General features: G+C 63.6%; 20 protein-coding genes and 3 tRNA genes. 14 read left to right on the top strand and 9 right to left on the bottom strand.

What is annotated here, in order from left to right:
* Positions 1–103: 103 nt before the first annotated feature.
* From folP to ACVOK8_RS13810, 12 genes are all read left to right on the top strand, one after another.
* Positions 104–1,000 carry a dihydropteroate synthase gene (folP, locus tag ACVOK8_RS13865; protein WP_481567331.1) on the top strand — a complete coding sequence of 299 codons (897 nt, stop codon included), beginning with the start codon at positions 104–106 and terminating at the stop codon, positions 998–1,000.
* On the top strand, positions 1,000–1,953 hold the full coding sequence (gene miaA, locus ACVOK8_RS13860; protein ID WP_481567330.1) for a tRNA (adenosine(37)-N6)-dimethylallyltransferase MiaA: 954 nt from the start codon (positions 1,000–1,002) through the stop codon (positions 1,951–1,953). The genes folP and miaA overlap by 1 nt, the downstream gene beginning before the upstream one ends.
* Before the next feature lie 91 nt (positions 1,954–2,044).
* The gene (gene hfq, locus ACVOK8_RS13855; RefSeq protein ID WP_057628256.1) at positions 2,045–2,332 is read left to right on the top strand and encodes an RNA chaperone Hfq; all 288 of its coding nucleotides are present in this window, start codon (positions 2,045–2,047) and stop codon (positions 2,330–2,332) included.
* 14 nt (positions 2,333–2,346) lie between these two features.
* Positions 2,347–3,657: a ribosome rescue GTPase HflX gene (gene hflX / locus ACVOK8_RS13850; protein WP_481567329.1), complete on the top strand. Its 1,311-nt coding sequence runs from the start codon at positions 2,347–2,349 to the stop codon at positions 3,655–3,657.
* Positions 3,658–3,865: 208 nt separating this feature from the next.
* The gene (locus ACVOK8_RS13845) at positions 3,866–4,360 is read left to right on the top strand and encodes a CinA family protein (RefSeq protein ID WP_481567328.1); all 495 of its coding nucleotides are present in this window, start codon (positions 3,866–3,868) and stop codon (positions 4,358–4,360) included.
* Between the two features lie 35 nt (positions 4,361–4,395).
* Positions 4,396–6,075 (top strand): 2-polyprenylphenol 6-hydroxylase, encoded by a 1,680-nt coding sequence (gene ubiB, locus ACVOK8_RS13840; RefSeq protein WP_481567327.1) that lies wholly within the window; start codon positions 4,396–4,398, stop codon positions 6,073–6,075.
* Positions 6,076–6,126: 51 nt separating this feature from the next.
* On the top strand, positions 6,127–6,774 hold the full coding sequence (lexA, locus tag ACVOK8_RS13835) for a transcriptional repressor LexA (protein ID WP_481567326.1): 648 nt from the start codon (positions 6,127–6,129) through the stop codon (positions 6,772–6,774).
* A gap of 232 nt (positions 6,775–7,006) precedes the next feature.
* Entirely contained in the window at positions 7,007–8,041 is a 1,035-nt protein-coding gene (gene recA / locus ACVOK8_RS13830) for a recombinase RecA (RefSeq protein WP_481534943.1), read from the top strand.
* Positions 8,042–8,287: 246 nt separating this feature from the next.
* The gene (gene recX, locus ACVOK8_RS13825) at positions 8,288–8,779 is read left to right on the top strand and encodes a recombination regulator RecX (protein WP_481567325.1); all 492 of its coding nucleotides are present in this window, start codon (positions 8,288–8,290) and stop codon (positions 8,777–8,779) included.
* Positions 8,780–8,888: 109 nt separating this feature from the next.
* Entirely contained in the window at positions 8,889–11,540 is a 2,652-nt protein-coding gene (alaS, locus tag ACVOK8_RS13820) for an alanine--tRNA ligase (RefSeq protein ID WP_481567324.1), read from the top strand.
* 139 nt (positions 11,541–11,679) lie between these two features.
* Positions 11,680–11,883 carry a carbon storage regulator CsrA gene (gene csrA, locus ACVOK8_RS13815; protein WP_481567323.1) on the top strand — a complete coding sequence of 68 codons (204 nt, stop codon included), beginning with the start codon at positions 11,680–11,682 and terminating at the stop codon, positions 11,881–11,883.
* A gap of 76 nt (positions 11,884–11,959) precedes the next feature.
* Positions 11,960–12,052: transfer RNA gene (locus ACVOK8_RS13810), tRNA-Ser, on the top strand.
* A gap of 650 nt (positions 12,053–12,702) precedes the next feature.
* Here ACVOK8_RS13810 and ACVOK8_RS13805 read toward each other — a convergent pair.
* The 9 genes from ACVOK8_RS13805 to ACVOK8_RS13765 all read right to left on the bottom strand — a co-directional run bounded on the left by ACVOK8_RS13805 (position 12,703) and on the right by ACVOK8_RS13765 (position 18,523).
* A tRNA-Arg gene (locus ACVOK8_RS13805) sits at positions 12,703–12,779 on the bottom strand.
* A 53-nt stretch (positions 12,780–12,832) separates the two neighbouring features.
* Positions 12,833–12,909 (bottom strand) — tRNA-Arg (locus ACVOK8_RS13800).
* A 65-nt stretch (positions 12,910–12,974) separates the two neighbouring features.
* Entirely contained in the window at positions 12,975–13,835 is an 861-nt protein-coding gene (locus tag ACVOK8_RS13795) for an alpha/beta hydrolase family protein (RefSeq protein ID WP_481567322.1), read from the bottom strand.
* A complete protein-coding gene (gene thiD, locus ACVOK8_RS13790) occupies positions 13,832–14,641 on the bottom strand; it encodes a bifunctional hydroxymethylpyrimidine kinase/phosphomethylpyrimidine kinase (RefSeq protein ID WP_481567321.1) in 810 nt (269 codons plus the stop codon). The genes ACVOK8_RS13795 and thiD overlap by 4 nt, the downstream gene beginning before the upstream one ends.
* A gap of 34 nt (positions 14,642–14,675) precedes the next feature.
* A complete protein-coding gene (locus ACVOK8_RS13785; protein WP_481567320.1) occupies positions 14,676–15,347 on the bottom strand; it encodes a YoaK family protein in 672 nt (223 codons plus the stop codon).
* 12 nt (positions 15,348–15,359) lie between these two features.
* Positions 15,360–15,851, bottom strand: a complete 492-nt coding sequence (locus ACVOK8_RS13780) for a hypothetical protein (RefSeq protein WP_282267607.1) — start codon at positions 15,849–15,851, stop codon at positions 15,360–15,362.
* A 5-nt stretch (positions 15,852–15,856) separates the two neighbouring features.
* Positions 15,857–17,257 (bottom strand): PhoH family protein, encoded by a 1,401-nt coding sequence (locus ACVOK8_RS13775; RefSeq protein WP_481567319.1) that lies wholly within the window; start codon positions 17,255–17,257, stop codon positions 15,857–15,859.
* An 82-nt stretch (positions 17,258–17,339) separates the two neighbouring features.
* Positions 17,340–17,819, bottom strand: a complete 480-nt coding sequence (locus tag ACVOK8_RS13770; RefSeq protein WP_481567318.1) for a peroxiredoxin — start codon at positions 17,817–17,819, stop codon at positions 17,340–17,342.
* A gap of 77 nt (positions 17,820–17,896) precedes the next feature.
* The gene (locus tag ACVOK8_RS13765) at positions 17,897–18,523 is read right to left on the bottom strand and encodes a glycine cleavage system transcriptional repressor (protein ID WP_481514875.1); all 627 of its coding nucleotides are present in this window, start codon (positions 18,521–18,523) and stop codon (positions 17,897–17,899) included.
* 95 nt (positions 18,524–18,618) lie between these two features.
* Between ACVOK8_RS13765 and dapA the strand changes: the two genes are divergently transcribed.
* Together dapA and ACVOK8_RS13755 are read left to right on the top strand one after the other, a co-directional pair.
* Positions 18,619–19,512: a 4-hydroxy-tetrahydrodipicolinate synthase gene (dapA, locus tag ACVOK8_RS13760; RefSeq protein ID WP_481567317.1), complete on the top strand. Its 894-nt coding sequence runs from the start codon at positions 18,619–18,621 to the stop codon at positions 19,510–19,512.
* Between the two features lie 32 nt (positions 19,513–19,544).
* A complete protein-coding gene (locus ACVOK8_RS13755; protein ID WP_481567316.1) occupies positions 19,545–20,060 on the top strand; it encodes a hypothetical protein in 516 nt (171 codons plus the stop codon).
* Positions 20,061–20,184 lie beyond the last annotated feature (124 nt).

The raw sequence follows: 20,184 nt of genomic DNA, 5'->3' as shown, positions 1-20,184 counted from the left end.
TTGATGCCGCCGCTCCGATAACAGGTAGGGCTGCCTGGCGACTTCGCTGGAGGGCCGGCGCGGTGGCTTAAACTAGGCGCCGTTGCAGTCCGCCGGAGCGCCCATGTTTGATGTTTTCCCAACCCTTGAGTGTGGCGAGCGTACGCTGCGGCTGGATCGGCCGCAGGTGATGGGCATCGTCAACGTCACCCCGGATTCGTTCTCCGACGGTGGCCAGCATGCGGACACCGCTGCTGCCGTCGCGCATGCCTTGGCGTTGGTCGAACAGGGGGCGGATCTGCTGGATATCGGCGGTGAATCCACTCGCCCGGGAGCAAGCCCGGTATCGGTGCAGGAGGAGATCGATCGCGTCGTGCCGGTAATCGAAGCGCTGGTCGCGCAGGTGGCAGTGCCACTGAGCGTGGATACGTTCAAGCCGGAAGTGATGCGCGCGGCGTTGGCCGCAGGCGCGCACATGATCAACGACGTACAGGCCCTGCGGCAGCCCGGTGCGCTGGAAGTGGTTGCTGCATCCAAGGCAGCGGTGGTGCTGATGCACGCCGTGGGCGGTCCTTACGATGCTGGCGTTGCGCAGGCCTACGTCGATATTGCGGGCGACGTGCAGCGCTTCCTCGCCGAGCGGATTTTCTCCGCCGAGATGGGCGGTATCGGGCGCAAGCGCCTGCTGCTGGACCCGGGTTACGGGTTCAACAAGGACACCACTCAGAATTTTGCCTTGCTGGCCGCACAGGATCGTTTGAACGATCTGGGTGCGCCGGTGCTGGCGGGCTTCTCGCGCAAGCGCTGCATTGGTGATGTCACGGGGCGAGCGCATGCTGCCGAACGTGTGGCCGGTTCACTGGCCGCGCATCTGCTAGCCGTGCAGAAGGGCGCGATGATGGTGCGTGTGCACGACGTTGCCGCCACAGTTGACGCGCTAAAGGTGCTGGCTGCGTTCGATGCGGTGCCCGCTCCGCGCGCCGACAAGCCTGCAATGCCGCGTTGGCCGGACGAGGATTGATGGGCATCGATCAACGGCCCTTGGCCATCGCCCTGATGGGGCCGACCGCGTCCGGCAAGACCGCGGCGGCCATTGCTCTGGCCAAGGCCTATAACGGTGAGATCGTCAGTGTCGATTCGGCGCTGGTCTACCGTGGCCTCAACATTGGCGCGGCCAAGCCTGACGCCGTGGAGCAGGACGGCATCCGCCATCATCTGCTGGATCTGCGCGACCCTTGGCAGACCTATTCGGCGGCCGAGTTCTCCGCCGACGCCACGGCGGCGGTGCGTGACATCGTTGCACGCGGCAAAATGCCGATTCTTGCCGGCGGCACCGGCCTGTATTTCCGTGCCTTGCTGCAGGGGCTGTCGCCGATGCCCGAGGCCGACCCGGCAATGCGTGCGGCTATCGCCGCTGAGGCCGAGGTCTGCGGCTGGCCGGCTCTGCACGCGCAGTTGGCAGCTGTTGACCCGGTCGCCGCAGCGCGCATCCACGCCACTGATCCGCAGCGCATCCAGCGGGCGTTGGAGGTGTATCGATTGACCGGCAAGCCAATCAGCTATTGGCAGGGCTTGCCGGGGATCGCGCGATTGCCGGCGCGGGTGCTGAAACTGGTGCTGGCCCCGGCTGACCGCGCGGTCCTGCATCAACGTATCGAACGCCGCTTCGACCTGATGCTGGAGCGCGGCTTTCTGGACGAAGTGCGGGCGCTGCGGGCGCTGCCGCAGATGGCGGCGGTACCGGCGCCCTTGGACCTGCCGGCGGTGCGGGCGGTCGGTTACCGGCAGGCTTGGCAGTTCCTGGACGGACAGGGGACTGCTGCCGAGTTCCGCGACAAGGGCGTGTTCGCCACCCGTCAGCTGGCCAAACGCCAGCTCACCTGGCTGCGTGGCGAGCTGGATGCACGCTGGTTTGACCCGGTTCGGGACATGTCTGGTGTGCAGAACGCGGTTTCCCGCTTTCTGCAAGGCTGACCGCCCGCCGGGCGGTGTACCATCAGGTTCCGGACGGGCAGGGGACGCCGCCATCAGTCCGGTCCATAAAAACAATAACGAGGAGTAGACGATGTCCAAGGGGCAGTCTTTGCAGGATCCGTTTCTGAATGCGTTGCGCCGTGAGCGCGTGCCGGTTTCGGTCTACCTGGTAAATGGCATCAAATTGCAGGGCACGATTGAGTCGTTTGACCAGTTCGTGGTGCTCCTGCGCAATACCGTCAGCCAGATGGTCTACAAGCACGCCATTTCCACCGTGGTGCCGGCGCGCAACGTGCGTGTGGGGCCGGGTGGTGGCTATGTGCAATCGGGTGATGGAAGTCAGGCAGCTGATGACGAAATTGACAACGACAACGAATAAGCAGGTGGCGGCGCATGTTTGACCGCTCTAAAAAGGGCGAACATGCGCTGTTGATCCAGCCGCATGTTGGCCGGTTGGAAGAAGACGTACTTGAGGAGTTCACCGATCTGGCGCGCTCGGCCGGGGCAACTATTGCCGCGACCATCAGTGCGCGCATGGACAGGCCCAACCCTTCGACGTTGATCGGCAGCGGCAAGCTGGAGGAAGTGAAGGCTGCCGCCGACGCGACCGGCGCCGATCTGGTGCTGGTCAACCATCAACTCAGCCCGGTGCAGGAGCGCAACCTTGAGCGCTATCTGGAGCGCCGGGTGATTGATCGCACCGGTCTGATCCTGGACATCTTTGCTCAGCGTGCGCACAGCCACGAAGGCAAGTTGCAGGTTGAGCTGGCCCAGTTGCGGCATATGGCCACGCGATTGGTCCGCGGCTGGACCCACCTTGAGCGTCAGCGTGGTGGTTCCATCGGTCTGCGCGGCCCGGGTGAAACCCAGCTGGAAACCGATCGCCGCCTGCTGCAGAAGCGGGTGGAACAGCTGCAGAAGCGGCTGGAAAAGGTCGAGGTGCAGCGCACCCAGATGCGCCGCGCGCGCGTGCGCAGCGAAATGCCGCGTATCGCGCTGGTCGGCTATACCAATGCCGGCAAGTCCACGCTATTCAATGCCTTGACCGGTGCTGGCGCTTACGCGGCCGATCTGTTGTTCGCGACGCTGGACCCCACCGTTCGACGCATCAACCTGCCGGGCGGCAACGCGATGCTGGCGGACACCGTCGGCTTCGTGCGCAATCTGCCGCATGACCTTGTGGCGGCCTTCCGTTCCACGCTCTCCGAAGCGCGTGAGGCGGATTTCCTGCTGCATCTGGTCGATGCCGCTGATCCGCTGCGCGAGGAGCGTATCGCCCAGGTCGATGAAGTGCTGGAAGCCGTAGGTGCTGGCGATCTGCCGCAGCTGCTGGTGTTCAACAAGATTGATCGCATCGAAGGCGCTGAAGTGCGCCATGACGCGCAGGATGGCGTTCCGGACGAATCGCGCCGCGAGCGTGTCTGGGTTTCCGCACGCGATGGTCGCGGGCTGGAGCTGCTGCAGTCGGTGCTGGGCAAGCGCCTGGGCCTGCAGCATGTCACCGGTCAGGTCCGTCTGCCGCCGAGTGCTGGCCGCCTGCGCGCGCGCCTGCATCAGCTGGAAGTCATCCGCAGCGAGCAGGCCGATGAAGAAGGCTGGTTGATCGAAGTGGATATTCCGATTGCTGAAGCTGAGAAGCTTGCTGCAAGCGAGGACGGTGCGGTGATCCGGCCCTTGTTGCCGGAAAAGCTGCCTGAGTGGTGATCCGGGCGGGAAGAGACAGTCGGCCTCGTGCCGGCTGTTTTGTTGTGTAGGAGCGGCGTGAGCCGCGAAGCAAGAGCTCCTGAAGCTGGCAGCACCCGTGCAATCTGATGATGTGTCTGCTTCGCGGCTTACGCCGCTCCCACAACTCCCACGCGGGCGTCATCTGCGGTAAAACGTAAGGGTTCTCCGCCCAGCCCCCTTTACCGCAATGTCCAATCCAACCGATGCCGATCTCAATGCCCTGGCCGCCGCACTCGGCGAGCGCCTGCAGCACGCCTCGCTGCAGCTGGTAACCGCAGAAAGCTGCAGCGGCGGCTGGATCGCCAAGAGCATGACCGATATCGCCGGTTCCTCGGCTTTCTTCGACTGCGGCATGGTGGTTTACAGCTACGAAGCCAAACAGCGACTGCTCGGCGTCCGCGCGCAGACCTTGGAGCAGTTCGGTGCGGTCAGCCGCGAGACTGTGCTGGAAATGGTTGCCGGTGCGCTGATCAACTCCGGCGCCGGCATCGCGGTGGCGGTGACCGGCATCGCCGGCCCCGGTGGTGGCAGTCCGGACAAGCCGGTCGGCAGTGTCTGGATCGGCTGGAAGCGGCGCGGCGGCTATGCGCGGGCGCAGCTGTTCCAGTTCGATGGCGACCGCGATGCCGTACGCCGGCAAACCGTGGACGCTGCATTGCGCGGCATCGACGAGCATCTATGACATGCTGGCCCGGCCAGCAACCGGGATAAGTCGCGATGTGGGAAACACTGGGCACGGTCCGTGAACTGGGCCGATTGCAGGAAATAGCAGCGGTTCTGATCCGCTATGGTTTCGGCGACGTGGTGCGCCGGACCGGGTTGGCCTCGGTGCTTGAGCGCGCAGGCCGGCTGGTGCGCTGGAATGACAGCCAGCAGATGTTGCGGATGACCGCGCCGGTACGCGTACGCAGCGCGATGCAGGAACTGGGGCCAACCTTCGTCAAGCTTGGCCAGGTGCTGGCCACGCGCGTGGACCTGTTGCCGCCGGAGTGGATCGCCGAACTATCCGAGCTGCAGAACGCGGTGCCCGCGTTGCCTTACGCCGCGATCCGCGAGCAGTTGGAAGCCGATCTTGGCGCGGCGCCGACGCAGGTATTCGCCTTCCTTGATGAAGCCCCGATGGCCGCCGCCTCCTTGGCGCAGGCGCACCGCGCGCGTCTGCACGATGGCCGCGAGGTGGTGCTGAAAATACGCAGGCCAGGCATCCGTGATGTGGTTGAAGCCGACCTGCGTTTGTTGGCGCGGCTGGCTGAAATCGTCGAAGCGCGCCTGCCTGATCTGCGCCGCTATCGGCCAGCTGAAGTGGTGCAGCAGTTCACCATATCGCTGCGCAGCGAGATGGATTTCGCCGCCGAGTGCCGCAATTCCGAACGCATCGCACGCAACTTCGATGGCCGCGATGACATCCTGATTCCCGGTGTGCATTGGCAGTGGACCTGCGAAAGCCTCAACGTGCAGGACTTCGTCGATGGCATTCCGGGGCGCAAGCTGGATGCGGTCGATGATGCCGGTCTGGACCGCGCTGCGCTGGCCCGGCGCGGCGCCGAGATCGTGCTGAAAATGGTGTTGGAAGACGGCTATTTCCATGCCGATCCGCACCCTGGAAATATTTTCTACATGCGCGATGGGCGCATCGGCGTGATCGACTTCGGCATGGTCGGTGCGCTTTCCGAAGCGCGCCGCTTCCAGGTCGCACAGCTGCTGCACGGGCTGGTTGAGCAGGAACCGCAGGTGGTTGCCGATGTGCTGCTGGACTGGGCCGGCGGTGTGGAAGTCGACGAAGGGCGCCTGCAACAGGACATCAGCCAATTCGTCGATCAGTACCGTGGCGTACCACTGAAAGACCTGCGCATCGGCCTGATGCTGGGCGACATCACCCAGTTGCTGCGCAGCTACAGCCTGACCTTGCCGGCCGATCTGGCATTGATGATCAAGGCTTTCCTCACTCTGGAAGGCATGGGCCGGCAGCTGGACCCCGACTTCGACATGGCCAGTGCCGCGCGTCCGTTCCTGGAGCAGGTGGTGCTGCAGCGTTATGCGCCCAAGGCACTGCTCAAGCGCGGCCGCCGCAGTCTGTTGGGAATGCTGGATTTCGCCGGGGAATTGCCGCGTGATCTGCGTCGGCTGGTGCAGGCGGCACGGCGTGGGCAGTTGAAGCTGCGGGTGGAAACCACCGCCTTGCAGGGCTTCGGTGACCAGGTCAATCGCGCTGCCAACCGTCTGGTTGTCGGTGTCATAACCGCGGCCTTGATCATTGGCTCCTCGATCGTGATGCACAGCGTGGGCGGCCTTTCCAGCCGCTGGTTCCTGGCGCTGGGGCTGTGCGGCTTCGTTGGCGCGGGCATCTGCGGGGTCTGGATCCTGTTTTCGATCTGGCGCAGTGGGCGGCACCCCTGATCTTCGTCGAGGGGCTTGCAGATCTTTTTGTTAGTAGTAATACTACTAACCATGAACCTCACCGACACCCAGCAGGCCATCCTCGACTTGATCGCTGAGCGCATCGAGGCCGAGGGCATGCCGCCATCGCAGACCGAGATCGCCCGCGCCTTTGGTTTCAAGGGTGTGCGCTCGGCCCAATACCATCTTGATGCCCTGGAAGCGGCCGGCGCCATCGAGCGCGTCCCCGGTCGCGCACGCGGCATCCGCCTGCTGCGTCAGGAAGGCGAGGGCGATGCGGAGTCGCAAATGCCTGCGCAGGCTGCCAACGAAGATGTGTTGCGCCTGCCGATCCTGGGTCGGGTTGCTGCTGGCCTGCCGATTGGGGCCGACATCGGTTCGGATGACTACGTGGTGCTGGACAAGGTGTTTTTCTCGCCGGCACCGGATTACCTGCTGAAAGTGCAGGGCGATTCGATGATCGACGAAGGCATTTTCAATGGCGATCTGATTGGCGTGCACCGCACCCGCGATGCGACCTCCGGGCAGATCGTGGTGGCGCGTATCGACGACGAAATCACGGTCAAGCTGCTGAAGATCGCCAAGGACCGGATCCGCCTGTTGCCGCGCAACCCCGACTACGCGCCGATCGAAGTCCTGCCCGACCAGGATTTCTCCATCGAAGGGCTGTATTGCGGCCTGCTGAGGCCAAACCGCTGAGACGTACAGATTCGAGGCTCGCGGATTTGCATCCTGCCGAACCCGAAGCTGCGCATTTCGCAGCCGTAACTGACTGTTTTCCTTACGTAGGGCGGGTGTTTGGGCTGCTGTCGGTATCCTTGTCGGCCCAATAATTTTGTCGTCTCGGTTGCAGTCTCAGCCTGTGCGATACGACACCCCTACAGTGGACCCCATGACGAAATCAACGAAATCAACCCCGAGGACGAACGCGATGGACGAGAACAAGAAGCGCGCGCTTACTGCTGCACTGAGTCAGATCGAGAAGCAGTTCGGCAAAGGCTCGGTGATGCGCATGGGCGACCGCGTTGTCGAACCCGTCGAGATCATCCCCACGGGCTCGTTGATGCTGGACATCGCACTCGGCATAGGTGGCCTGCCCAAGGGCCGTGTGGTCGAAATCTACGGCCCGGAATCCTCGGGCAAGACCACCCTGACCCTGCAGGCGATTGCCGAATGCCAGAAGTTGGGCGGCACCGCTGCCTTCATCGACGCCGAGCACGCACTGGACCCGATCTACGCCGCCAAGCTGGGCGTCAACGTCGACGACCTGCTGCTGTCGCAGCCGGACACCGGCGAGCAGGCACTGGAAATCGCCGACATGCTGGTGCGTTCGGGCTCGGTCGACATCGTGGTGGTCGACTCGGTCGCTGCGCTGACCCCGCGTGCTGAAATCGAAGGCGAAATGGGCGATCAGCTGCCCGGCCTGCAAGCCCGTCTGATGAGCCAGGCGCTGCGCAAGCTGACCGGCAACATCAAGCGCTCCAATACGCTGGTGATCTTCATCAATCAGCTGCGCATGAAGATCGGCGTGATGATGCCGGGCCAGAGCCCGGAAGTGACCACCGGCGGCAACGCGCTGAAGTTCTACGCCTCGGTACGCCTGGATATCCGCCGTATCGGTGCGATCAAGAAAGGTGACGAGATCATTGGCAACCAGACCAAGATCAAGGTGGTCAAGAACAAGCTGGCACCGCCGTTCAAGCAGGTCATCACCGAAATCCTCTATGGCGAAGGTATCTCCCGCGAGGGCGAGCTGATCGACATGGGCGTGGAAGCCAAATTGGTTGAGAAGGCTGGTGCCTGGTACAGCTACGGTGAAGAGCGCATTGGCCAGGGCAAGGACAACGCCCGCGGCTATCTGCGCGACAACCCGCAGGTTGCAGTCCGCCTTGAGGCTGAGCTGCGCGAGAAATTCCAGCCCACCGAAGCTGCGCGCGAAGAAGGCGACGACGACGGCGAGGAGTGATTTTCCCGCGGGAGCGGGCGGCGCATCGTCAGTGACGTCGTCCGCTCCTGCGGCATTTTGTCCATGAAGACCCTGCGCCAAGGATGGCGCGGGGTTGGCTATTGCCCGGGCTGGGCTTTTGGAACGGGGCTCGCCGGAGTCAAGTCGGGCGGGGTTGAGCCTGGTCGAGACCAGCTTGGCTGAAACTGGCCTGGCTGAAACGAACCTGGCTGAAACGAACCTGGCTGAAACGAACGTGGTGGCGTGATGACCGAGATCGACGATCAGCCTGAGGGCAAAACCAAGCGCGGTCGCCAGCAGACACCGCTACAGCGCGCACTGGGCCTGCTGGTCAGGCGCGAGCATTCGCGCAAGGAACTTGGCCGCAAGCTCAAGTCCCGCGGTGTGGATCCCGATGCGGTCGATGCGGCGGTAGCCAAGCTGGCTGAAGAGGGCTGGCAGGACGACACCCGTTTTGCCCAATCGGTGGTTCGCAACCGCGCTGGTAGTGGCTATGGGCCGCTGCATATCCGCGCAGAGCTGGGCACCCACGGGCTGGACAGCGAGCAGATCGAGGCCGCCATGGCCTCGTTCGAAGGCGATTGGACTGAAAACGCGCGCGAGCTGGTGTGCCGCCGTTTTGGCGCCAGCGGCCCGGGAGATCTGGCGCAACGGCGCAAAGCCGCGGATCTATTGGCCCGGCGTGGCTTTGACGGCAACTGTATCCGCCAGGCCAGTCGCTACGATCCAGAGGACTGAACAGGACTCGGCGGGCTGGGCCTGATACCCTTTCAGGGTTTCGGTTGTCCCGAATTCCCGCGCCCGCAAAGGCTGCTGGGACCCGCTTGCCAGCTTACCGCCAGTCCCCATGAATACACCTGCCAAATTTACTACCTCCCAGATCCGCGCTGACTTTCTCGAATTCTTCAAGGGCAAAGGCCACACCATCGTGCCGTCGGCACCCTTGGTGCCGGGCAATGACCCGACCTTGTTGTTCACCAACTCGGGCATGGTCCAGTTCAAGGACGTGTTCCTGGGCGCGGAAAAGCGCAGCTACGTGCGCGCGGCCGACGTCCAGCGCTGCCTGCGTGCCGGTGGCAAGCACAACGATCTGGACCAGGTCGGCTATACCGCCCGCCACCACACCTTCTTCGAAATGCTGGGTAACTGGTCCTTCGGTGATTACTTCAAGAAGGACGCCATTGCCTGGGCATGGGAGCTGCTGACCCAGGTCTGGAAGCTGCCGGCCGATCGCCTGCTGGTCACCGTTTACCAGACCGATGACGAGGCCTACGCGCTGTGGCGCGACATGATCGGCATCCCGGAATCGCGCATCGTGCGCATCGGTGACAACAAGGGTGCGCCGTTCGCGTCGGACAACTTCTGGCAGATGGCCGATACCGGCCCCTGCGGTCCCTGCACCGAGATCTTCTATGACCACGGCGACCACATCGCCGGTGGTCCGCCGGGTTCGCCGGATGAAGATGGCGACCGCTTCATCGAAATCTGGAACCTGGTGTTCATGCAGTTCGATCGCCAGCCTGATGGTTCGCTGCAGCCGCTGCCGGCGCCGTGCGTGGATACCGGCATGGGCCTGGAGCGTCTGGCGGCAATCCTGCAGCACGTGCACACCAACTACGAGATCGACCTGTTCCAGGCGCTGATCCGCAAGGCCTCCGAGCTGACCGGCATGGCCGACCTGGAGAACAAGTCGCTGCGTGTGATCGCCGATCACATCCGTGCCTGTTCCTTCCTGATCGTCGATGGCGTGCTGCCGTCCAACGAAGGCCGTGGCTACGTCCTGCGCCGCATCATCCGCCGCGCCCTACGTCACGGCTGGATGCTGGGCGTGCGTCAGCCGTTCTTCAACAAGCTGGTGCCGACCCTGATCGAGCAGATGGGCGAGGCCTACCCGGAACTGCCGGCGCAGGCTGACACCGTGGTGCGCGCTTTGCTGGCCGAAGAAGAGCGTTTCGCCGAAACCCTCGATTCGGGCATGAAGATTTTCGATGACGTTGCGGCCAAGGTCAGTGACGGCGTCATCCCGGGTGTCGACGCGTTCCGTCTGTATGACACCTATGGCTTCCCGGTCGACCTGACCGCCGACATCGCCCGCGAGCGTGGCATGACGGTGGACATGGCCGGCTTTGATGCCTCGATGGAGCACCAGCGCGAGACCGCGCGTGCGGCCGGCAAGTTCGGCGGCGGCGTGACGCTCTCCGCCGAACTGGTTTCAACCCTGAGCCCGACCGTTTTCCTCGGCTACGACCGCCTGCAGGCCGATGGCCTGAAGGTTGTCGCGCTGATCAAGGACGGCCGTTCGGTCGACACCGCGCAGGCGGGCGATGAGGTCATCGTGTTCACCGAGCAGACTCCGTTCTACGCCGAGTCCGGTGGCCAGGTTGGCGATACCGGCGTGCTGTCGGCCAATGGCGTCACGCTGGCGGTGAGCGATACGCAGAAGTTCGCTGGCCAGTTCCACGGCCATGTCGGCAAGCTGGAGCAGGGCGCGCTGAAGGTTGGTGATGTGCTGGCCGGTGCGGTCGACGCCTCACGCCGCAGCGCCACCATCCTCAACCATTCCGCCACCCATCTGCTGCATGCCGCCCTGCGCGAAGTGCTCGGCACCCACGTGCAGCAGAAGGGCTCGCTGGTGGCGCCGGATCGCCTGCGTTTTGACTTCTCGCACTTCCAGCCGATCACTGCCGAAGAGCTGGCCGTCATCGAGCGCAAGGTCAACGAGCAGGTGCGTGCCAACAACGCTGCCGAAGTGCACAACATGGGCATGCAGGAAGCGCTGGATTTCGGTGCCATGGCACTGTTCGGCGAGAAGTACGGCGAGAACGTGCGCGTGCTGAAAATGGGCGAGTACTCCACCGAGCTGTGCGGCGGCACCCACGTTTCGCGTACCGGCGACATCGGCCTGTTCAAGATCACCTCCGAGGGCGGTGTGTCCTCGGGCGTGCGTCGTATCGAAGCGGTGACCGGGCAGGGCGCGTTGGACTATGTGGCTGACGAGGAAGCGCGTCTGCACGAAGCAGCGCAGCTGCTCGGCGGCAGTGCCGGTGACGTGGTCGACAAGATCCGCCAGCTGGGTGAGCGGCAGAAGAAATTGGAGCGCGAGCTGGAGGCCTTGAAGGCCAAGGTCGCCTCCGGTGCAACCGCTGACCTGGGTGGCTCGGCGATCGATGTTGCTGGCGTGAAGGTATTGGCAGTGCGCCTGGAAGGCTTTGATGCCAAGGCGCTGCGCGACGCGATGGATCGCCTGAAGCAGCAGCTGGGCGATGCCATCATCGTCCTGGCCGGCGTGCAGGACGGCAAGGCTGCGCTTGTGGCCGGCGTCAACGGCGCGGCGCTGGGCAAGGTCAAGGCGGGCGAGCTGTTGGCCCACGTCGCGACCCAGATCGGCGGCAAGGGCGGTGGTCGTCCGGACATGGCCCAGGGCGGCGGTGAGGATGGTCCCAAGCTGGTGGCGGCCCTTGAGGGCGTGCTGGAGTGGGTCAAGCCGCATCTGGCCTGAATGTGACAAGTCACGCACCTTGAAGGTGTTCGCGCCCTGACGGTAACATTGGGAGTCTTTTCCCCTTTGTCGTGGGGCGCATAGCTCGAAGCGCGCCAATGCCGGTGGGAAACCCACCGGTTCCATGGAGATTTACACAATGTTGATCCTGACTCGCCGAGTAGGCGAAACCTTGATGATCGGCGACTCGGTCAGCGTGACCGTGCTCGGCGTCAAGGGCAACCAGGTACGTATCGGTATCACCGCGCCGAAGGACGTTGCTGTCCATCGCGAGGAGATTTTCCAGCGTATCCAGCGTGGCGATGAGCCCGCAACTTCCGGAAGTGAAGAAACTTCCGAATAAGGGGTTTACCTTTCACCTCGTTTAACGTTATTCTTCGCGCCCCGCTACGGAATACACGTAACGGGGCAAGAGAAACGGAGTGATGCCCGAGTGGCTGAAGGGGCTCCCCTGCTAAGGGAGTATAGGGTTAAAAGCTCTATCGAGGGTTCGAATCCCTCTCACTCCGCCAGTTTCAAAAAAGCCCCTTTATCGGGGCTTTTTTGTGTCCGCAGGTTTTTTCGTTCGCGTTCTCTTTGAGTTTCTTTTTCGCGGCTGTCGCGTGAGGCGCGTGCAATGGCGCTGCGCGACTGCGGATGCTGTGTTGGGGTGGTCGTACTGTAGTGCCGAGCCATGCTCGGCAGGAGCCCTTCCGGCAATGCCCCTGCCGGGCATGGTTGGGTACTGCGTTGCTTGCGCTGAGCGCGTTCGCTTCTTTGTGGGAGCGGCGTAAGCTGCGAAGCTGATGCTCGGTCAGGTTGCGGGCGTGCGGGTGATTTCAATGGCGCCAGCTTCGCGGCTTATGCCGCTCCTACAAGCGCTGATGCGTCTCTGGGGGTGTGCAGGGCGTAGTCGTGCTGTGCTGTACTGGTGCGCTGCTGGGAGCCTCTGCCGAGCGTGGCTCGGCACTGCGATGCTTGGCACTCCTGTACCGCTGGTGCGCGCTGAAGGGCCTGTAGGGTGCGGTGGCGCTGCGTGACGGGGTGCTGCTGTAGAGCCAAGCTAAGCTCGTCTGGAGCTTTCCCGTTTACGCGTCTGCCGAGAATTACATTTCGACTGCTTGGCTTGCTGTCAAAAAACACGCATAAAAAAACAGCAGGCAATGCCTGCTGTTTTTAGTATTGGTGCGCTCGGAGAGATTCGAACTCCCGACCACCTGGTTCGTAGCCAGGTACTCTATCCAACTGAGCTACGAGCGCTCAACATTGCTGTTGTAGTTTGAAGCGGTGCAGATTGAATCTGCGTTCTGACATGGTGCGCTCGGAGAGATTCGAACTCCCGACCACCTGGTTCGTAGCCAGGTACTCTATCCAACTGAGCTACGAGCGCCTCGTTGCCAGGAGCGAGATTATGCGGATTTGAGACGTTTGCGTCAACGCTTTTGTGAAAATTTCTTAATCTTCGGGATGAATCAGTGCCGAGGCCACGTTGTGTGGTGATTTCATCCACTGAAAGTGGTCGGCGCGCACGCCCAATTCGCGCGATGACAGTACTCTCAAGCTGCGTGTCGACGCTGGAAGCTTGGCCAGCAGCTGTTGCATCGAGCTGGCCGGCGCCAACCAATCACTGTCCAGCACCACGGCGCGCGTCGCTGCGCTGATGTGGCGCATGCCGGCTTCAAGATCGATCTGCATTCCACGTGCCGCGTAATGATTGCTCAGGCCCACGCGCGCCCAGTCGCGAATAAGTCCGCGCGCTTCGGTGCCGCCGAAACCGACGCGGCGGCCGGGCAGGGTGCCATTGCGTTGCGCAAGCCATGGCAGGAAGCGATAGGCCAGTGGCAACAGCCAGCCGCGCGGTGCAGGAAAGCTGCGCCACCACGGCGTGCCGCTGGCGACCAGCCATAAGGCATCGAGCTCGGCGTCGCGCAGGCCTGCGTAGCAGCAGCTGAGCTGGCCGCCGAGGCTGTGCCCGCCAAGCCGGAACGGCACGCCGGGCAGGGTGGCATGCACGGCGGCTTCGGCAGCCGGCAGATCGAGCTGCAGCAGCTCCTTGTAGCCCCAGTCGTGCTTGCGGTCCGGGCGTAGGCTGCTGCTGCCGTTGCCGCGCCATTCGTGCAGGAACACGGCAATGTTGTTGGCGGCGAGGGCTTCGGCAAACGCCTGATAATGGCGTGCTGCCACGCCCAGTGCCGGCAGCCAAAGCAGGCAGGCGCAAGGCTGGGCGGGCAGGTAGGCCAGCAGTTCGAAGCGATGGCCATCGGCGCTGCTGACTGGCAGTGCCGTTGTTTCGAAGGGCAGGGAATCAGTGCTCATGCCAGACGTGCCGCGCCGAAGTGATCGAGCACCATCACCTCGCTGCGGCCCGGGTGATAGCCGCCTTGCAGGCCGCGTGCGACATAGTCGATGGCTGCTTCGCAGGCATTGGCCAGCGACAGTCCGCAGCACAGCTGCGCGGCGATGGCCGAAGCCAGCGTGCACCCAGTGCCATGCGCATCGACCGGCAGTCGGATGTGGCTGAATTCTTCGCGGCTGACGCCATCGAAGTAACGATCAATCACGCGATTGCCTTCCAATAGATGGCCGCCTTTCAGCAATACCGCGCCGGCACCCATATCGATCAATGCGGCAGCGGCGTCTTCGGCATCTTCTGCGTTGTGGATGCTGCGGCCAAGCAGCAGTGCTGCTTCCGGCGTATTGGGTGTGAGCAGTGTCGCCAGCGGCAGCAGGCGTTCACGCATCGCGCGCAGTGCGCTGTCTTCGAGCAGCTTGGCACCGCTGGTGGCGACCATCACCGGGTCGATCACGATCTGCGGTGGGCGGCGCTGTTCCAGTACGTCGGCAACCAGGTGGATCACTTCGGCATTGGCGAGCATGCCGAGCTTGACCGCATGGATGTCGAAATCGTCGAAGCAGGCATCCAGCTGCGCCTGCAGGAATGGCAGCGGTGGCACGTGCACGGCAGTGACGCCGCGGGTGTGCTGTGCGGTGAGGGCGGCGATTGCCGACAGACCATGCACGCGATGGGCGGCAAAGGCTTTGAGGTCGGCTTGGATGCCGGCACCGCCGCCGGAATCGGAGCCGGCAATGGTGAGGGCGGAAACGGGCGTGGAGGGACTCATGCGCCGATTGTGCAGGGTTTGCCGCTAGCCTGCCTCAGGCTTGCCGGCGCATGGCCCATTGCCGGTACAGCACATAACCCAGGCCGCTGAGTCCGGTCAGTACGGCTGGGACAAGCAGGGCGTCGTATTGCCAGCGCGCGAACAGCCATGCGCCCACTATGCCCCCGGCCAAAAAGCCGCCAATGATCAAGCCGCTCAAGGTCAGCCGGTGCATCGGCACCGGCAGGCCGCGCAGCAGATGGCCCAGGCCGATGCCGAGGTCGGTGAACATGCCGCTGAGGTGGGTGGTGCGCACTACCGCGCCACTGAAGGTGGTGGCCAGTGCGTTCTGCAGCCCGCAGGCCATGGCGGCAGCCAGTGCGCCCCAAACCTGTTGTTGCTTGAACAGTGGGATGGACAACAGCAGCAAGGCTGATTCCAGCGCCAGCGCGACGCCGTAGCGTCGGCCGAGTTGCAGGGTGCTGTCCTGGATGATCAGGCCGCTGAGCATCGCGCCCAGCGCAAAGGCGATCAGCAGGCCCCAGAGGTGACCGACCGAGCGCCAGTCGGCATGCGCAAGGGCAATGCCGAGCTGGCTGGTGCTGCCGGTGACATGGCTGACTGCCTGGTGTTCAAAGCCCAGGAAGCCGACCGCGTTGACCATTCCGGCCACGCAGGACAGTGCAATGGCGCCGATCCAGACCCAGGTGGGCAGGCGGACCTTCATGCCGACGCCGGATCAGGGCTTGGACAGCGCGCCGTTGCGCTCGATGCTGGAAAACGTGCCGGCCTGCGGGTCGTACACAGCACCCCAGAATTGCGCGCCACCATCGCAGACGCGGATCGCTTCCCGGGCCGGGTTGATGTCGCTGTGGTCGGGCAGGGTGAAGGCGTTGATGTAGATCAGGCGCTTGCCGCTGGACTCAAAGCCTACGTACTGCCGGCCGGACAGTGCCGGCTCGGCAATGCTGGGTTGCAGTTGTGCCAACTGGCTTTCCAATGCGTCGATATCGGCGCGGCTGGGTGCCCAGTAGCCGGTGACTTCACCGGCATGTTTGGCGGGGCTGTCGCGCGAGCAGGTGTCCAGCACCTGCGCGGCGACCACGGGGCGGGTAACGACCCAGGACTGTCCGGTCTTGACCGCCGTCGGCACGCTGCCGGGGCGCGTGTTCGACGGCGTGCAGGCTGCCAGGGTGAGTGTTGCTGCAGCCAGCAGGGACAGCGTGTGCAGATGTTTCACAGGACCTCCGAAGCGTAATCGGCCAGACGCGAGCGTTCGCCCCGGCGCAGTGTGATGTGTGCACTGTGCGGCCAATTCTTGAAACGGTCCACCGCATAGGTGAGGCCTGAGGTGGTTTCGGTGAGGTAGGGCGTGTCGATCTGCTCGACGTTGCCCAGGCAGACGATCTTGGTGCCGGGACCGGCGCGGGTGATCAGGGTCTTCATCTGCTTCGGGGTGAGGTTCTGCGCCTCGTCCAGGATCAGGTAGCGCGACAGGAAGGTGCGGCCGCGCATGAAGTTCATCGAACGGATCTTGATGCGGCTGGCCAGCAGGTCATTGGTGGCTGCGCGGCCCCAGGCGCCGCCATCTTGGTTGTGGGTGAGTACTTCCAGATTGTCGGTGAGTGCGCCCATCCACGGCGTCATCTTTTCTTCCTCGGTGCCGGGCAGGAAGCCGATGTCCTCGCCCACGCTGACGGTGGCGCGGGTCATGATGATCTCGCGGTAGCGCTGCGTGTCCATGGTCTGCGCCAGGCCGGCGGCCAGGGCGAGCAGGGTCTTGCCGGTGCCGGCGGTGCCGAGCAGGGTGACGAAGTCGATCTCCGGGTCCATCAGCGCATTGAGCGCGAAGTTCTGCTCACGGTTGCGTGCGGTGATGCCCCAGACCGAATGCGAACCATGGCGGAAGTCGTTGACCACCGACAGGGTGACGCGGCCATCGCCCTCGACCTTGCTGACTTTCAGTTCTACTTCGTCGTCGCCGGCCAAGTAGGCGTACTGGTTGGGATGCCAGTCTTCGTCGTCGGCGGCCTGGATCTCGTAGCTGGTGCGGCCCTTGTCGCTCCAGCTGCGCAGGCCTTCGCTGTGCTTCTTCCAGAAATCTTCCGGCAGCACGGTGGCGCCGGTGTAAAGCAGGCTGAAATCGTCCAGCGCGCGGTCGTTCTCGTAATCCTCCGAATCGATGCCGGCGATTGCTGCCTTGATCCGCAGGTTGATGTCCTTGGAGATGAACACCACCGGGGTTTCCGGGTGTTCTTCCTTCAATGCCAGGATCGCGCCGAGGATGGCGTTGTCCGGGATCACCTTGCCAAAGCTTTTGCCGGCCTCGAAGTGGCTGGTCTGGAAATACAGGTTGCCGGCGCTCTGCGCGCCGCGCAGCTGCAGCCCCTTCGGCCGCGCCAGTGGCACGCCGTTCTGCACGCTGCCAATGCCGGCCTGTTCGATCAGCTCATTGAGGAAGCGGCTCACCTGACGGGCATTGCGGCTCGCCTCGGTGGTGCCTTTCTTGCCGTTGTCCAGCTCCTCGATCACCTGCATCGGCAGGTAGACATCATGTTCCTCGAATTTGAACAGCGCGGTCGGATCGTGCATCAGCACGTTGGTATCCAGTACGTAGATGCGCTTGCCTCGGGTCATCGTCGATTCCTGGTGGCGGGACAGGGTCACGCCATCGCACCTGCAGAGCAGGGCGATGACATGGGTTGGAACGGGATGTGGGTCACTTGGGTTGAGCGGCCTTCAGTGCTTCAAGCACGGCATCGGCATGACCGGCGACTTTGACCTTGCGCCATTCCTGCACGAGCTGGCTGTCAGGAGAGATCAGGAAGGTGCTGCGTTCGATGCCACGCACCTGCTTGCCGTACATGTTCTTCATCTTGATCACGTCGAAGGCGCTGCATAGCGCTTCATCGGTGTCGCTGATCAGTGGGAACTTGAAACCCTGCTTGGCGCAGAAGTTGTCGTGCGACTTCACAGAATCGCGGGAGATGCCGAAAACCTGCGCGCCTGCACGCTTGAACTTGGGCAGCAGCGCATTGAAATCCAGGCCTTCGGTGGTGCAGCCGGGGGTGCTGTCCTTCGGGTAGAAGTACAACACCAACCATTGGCCGGCGAGTTCGCCGAGGCTGGTAGTGGTGCCGCCGGACAGGGCCAGTGGCAGGGCTAGGGTGTTTCGGTCCAGGGTATCGCCGATGTTCATCAGATCCTTTCCGGAGCCTGGGGTAGTTCGATTGCAATTACATGAAACGCCGCGCGCCTGTGACGGGCGCGCGAATTTCAGAACTTCATCGGGTCCATGATCGCGTCCAGGTTGAGGTGGTCGCAGAACTCGAGGAAATCGTCGCGCAAGGCGGCGATGTGCATGTTGGAGGGTACGCCAATGGTGATCTGCGCAGAGAACATTTCCGCACCGGTCTGCATGGCCTGGTAACGGGTGCTCTGCAGGTTCTCGATGGTTATGCCCTGGCGGTCGAAGAAGTCGGCCAGCTGGAACAGGATGCCCGGCTTGTCGGCGGCAACCACTTCCACGATATACGGCAGCAGGTTGGACTGCGCCTGCTTGGCAGCGGTGCGGTACCACACCAGCTTCAGGTTCTCTTCGCGCTCAAGCCGGGTCAGCATGGCTTCGAGCTTGGCGACGGCATCCCAGGAGCCGGTGGCCAGGGTGGTCACCGAGACATCGCGGCCGACCGTGGACAGGCGGGCATCGACCAGGTTGCAGCCGCTGTCGGCAATTCGACGGGTGACGGACAGCAGGGGGGACTCCGGATGCGTCGTATAGGCGTTGATCAGGAGGTGGTTTTCGGTCGGCAGCGGCCGCGGCGTGGTGTCGGTCAAGGTGGTTCCGGGTGCTAGATGAGTCTGAACAACACCGTTTGGGGGTTGTTCGCTGGTGTCCAGCATACTTGCCCGTGCTTTCGACCGGCAAGTAACATGCCTTCGGTCACGAACCCGCCACTCGGCGGGCTTCTTTACCCCCACGAAGAGCGACTGACCCTTTGTCCATATCTGGTCTCATCACCGCGCTGGCGACGCCTTTCAAGGCCGACGGCGCACTCGATCCCGACGGCTGGCAGCGTCTGTTGGCGCAGCAGCTCAAGGGCGGCGTGCAGGGTGTCGTGGTAGCCGGCTCCACCGGCGAAGCCTCCACCCTGTCCGACGATGAATACGATGGCCTGCTGCGCAGCGCCGTTGCCGCCATTGCTGGCAAAGTGCCGGTGTTGGCCGGTACCGGGCTGTCCGGCACCGCCCGCACCATTGCCCTGACCAAACGCGCGGCCGCCAATGGCGCCACCCATGCGCTGGTGGTCACTCCGCCGTACGTGCGGCCCACCCAGGAAGGCCTGCGCCAGCATTACCTGGCCGTGGCCGAGCAGGGCGGCCTGCCGGTGCTGCTGTACAACGTGCCCGGGCGTACCGGTTGCGACCTGCTGCCGGAAACCGTTGCCGAGCTGGCCGCGCACCCAAACATCCTTGGTATCAAGGAAGCGGTGGGCGATACCACCCGCCTGAAAGCCCTGCTGGAGCTGCGCAGCGACAGCTTCGCCATCCTCAGTGGTGACGACGGCTCAGCCGCCCGTTCCATGTTGTCTGGCGCCGATGGTCTGATTTCGGTGGGCTCCAACGTGCTGCCTGGCGCCTACCGCACCCTGTGTGACCTGGCCCGCGCTGGCCAGCACGAGGCCGCCGAGGCCTGGGACGCCCGTCTTGAGTCGTACCACGATTTCTGCGGTGTCGAGTCCAACCCCATTCCGGTCAAAGCGCTGTTGCAGCGCATCGGCATCGGTGATGGGCTGCGCTTGCCGCTGCTCCCGCTTTCCGCGCAATACCACGCACATGCCGATCATCTGGCCGCTGACGTGGGTGCGTTGGAAGAACTATCCAGCCGCTGATCCGGCGGCCTTTGAACTCTGGAGATTCACCCATGCGTCAAACCTCTACCGTTCGCGTGTTCTCGCTGGTGCTGCTGGGCGTGGTCACCGCCGTGGCCACCTCTGGCTGCTTCTTCAAGCGCGGTGCGCGCGGCGACTATGCGTTGGCTCCTGAAGCCCGCCCGCTGGAAGTGCCGCCGGATCTGAACCTGCCCAACACCGCTGGTTCGGCACCGATCCCGGCGCTGGCCTCGGCGGCCAAGCCGGCGGCTGCTTCGGCCGCTAACGTGGCCACGTCGCAGAGCGGTTTCACCGTCAGTGGCAGTCGTGATGACGTATTCGGCAAGGTCGGTGAGGCACTCGCGGGCGTCGAAGGCCTGACCATTGCCAGCCGCGCGCAGCTGCTGGGCTCTTACGATGTTGCCTATGAAGGCAGCAACTTCCTCGTGCGTGTGGTCGCAACCGACGCTGGTGCCTATGTGTCGGCGGTGGACCCGCGCGGCATGCCGGCCACCGATGCTGCTGCAACCAAGCTGATTGCTGCGCTGAAGGCCCGGCTGGTCGGTTGATCGCGGCGGTATGGCAATAAAAAAGGGCGCCCCCCGTACCCGGGGCCCCATTAATTTGGTGGGGGTTGGGCTTGCTTTTCGGCGGGGCCGCCGTACCGCAGCGGATACTTATGGAGGTTTTCGG

It is taken from the genome of Stenotrophomonas sp. STEN083 (genome assembly GCF_056759195.1).
The sequence above is the reverse complement of the archived record's forward strand: the minus strand, read 5'-3'. Positions and strand labels throughout refer to the sequence as shown.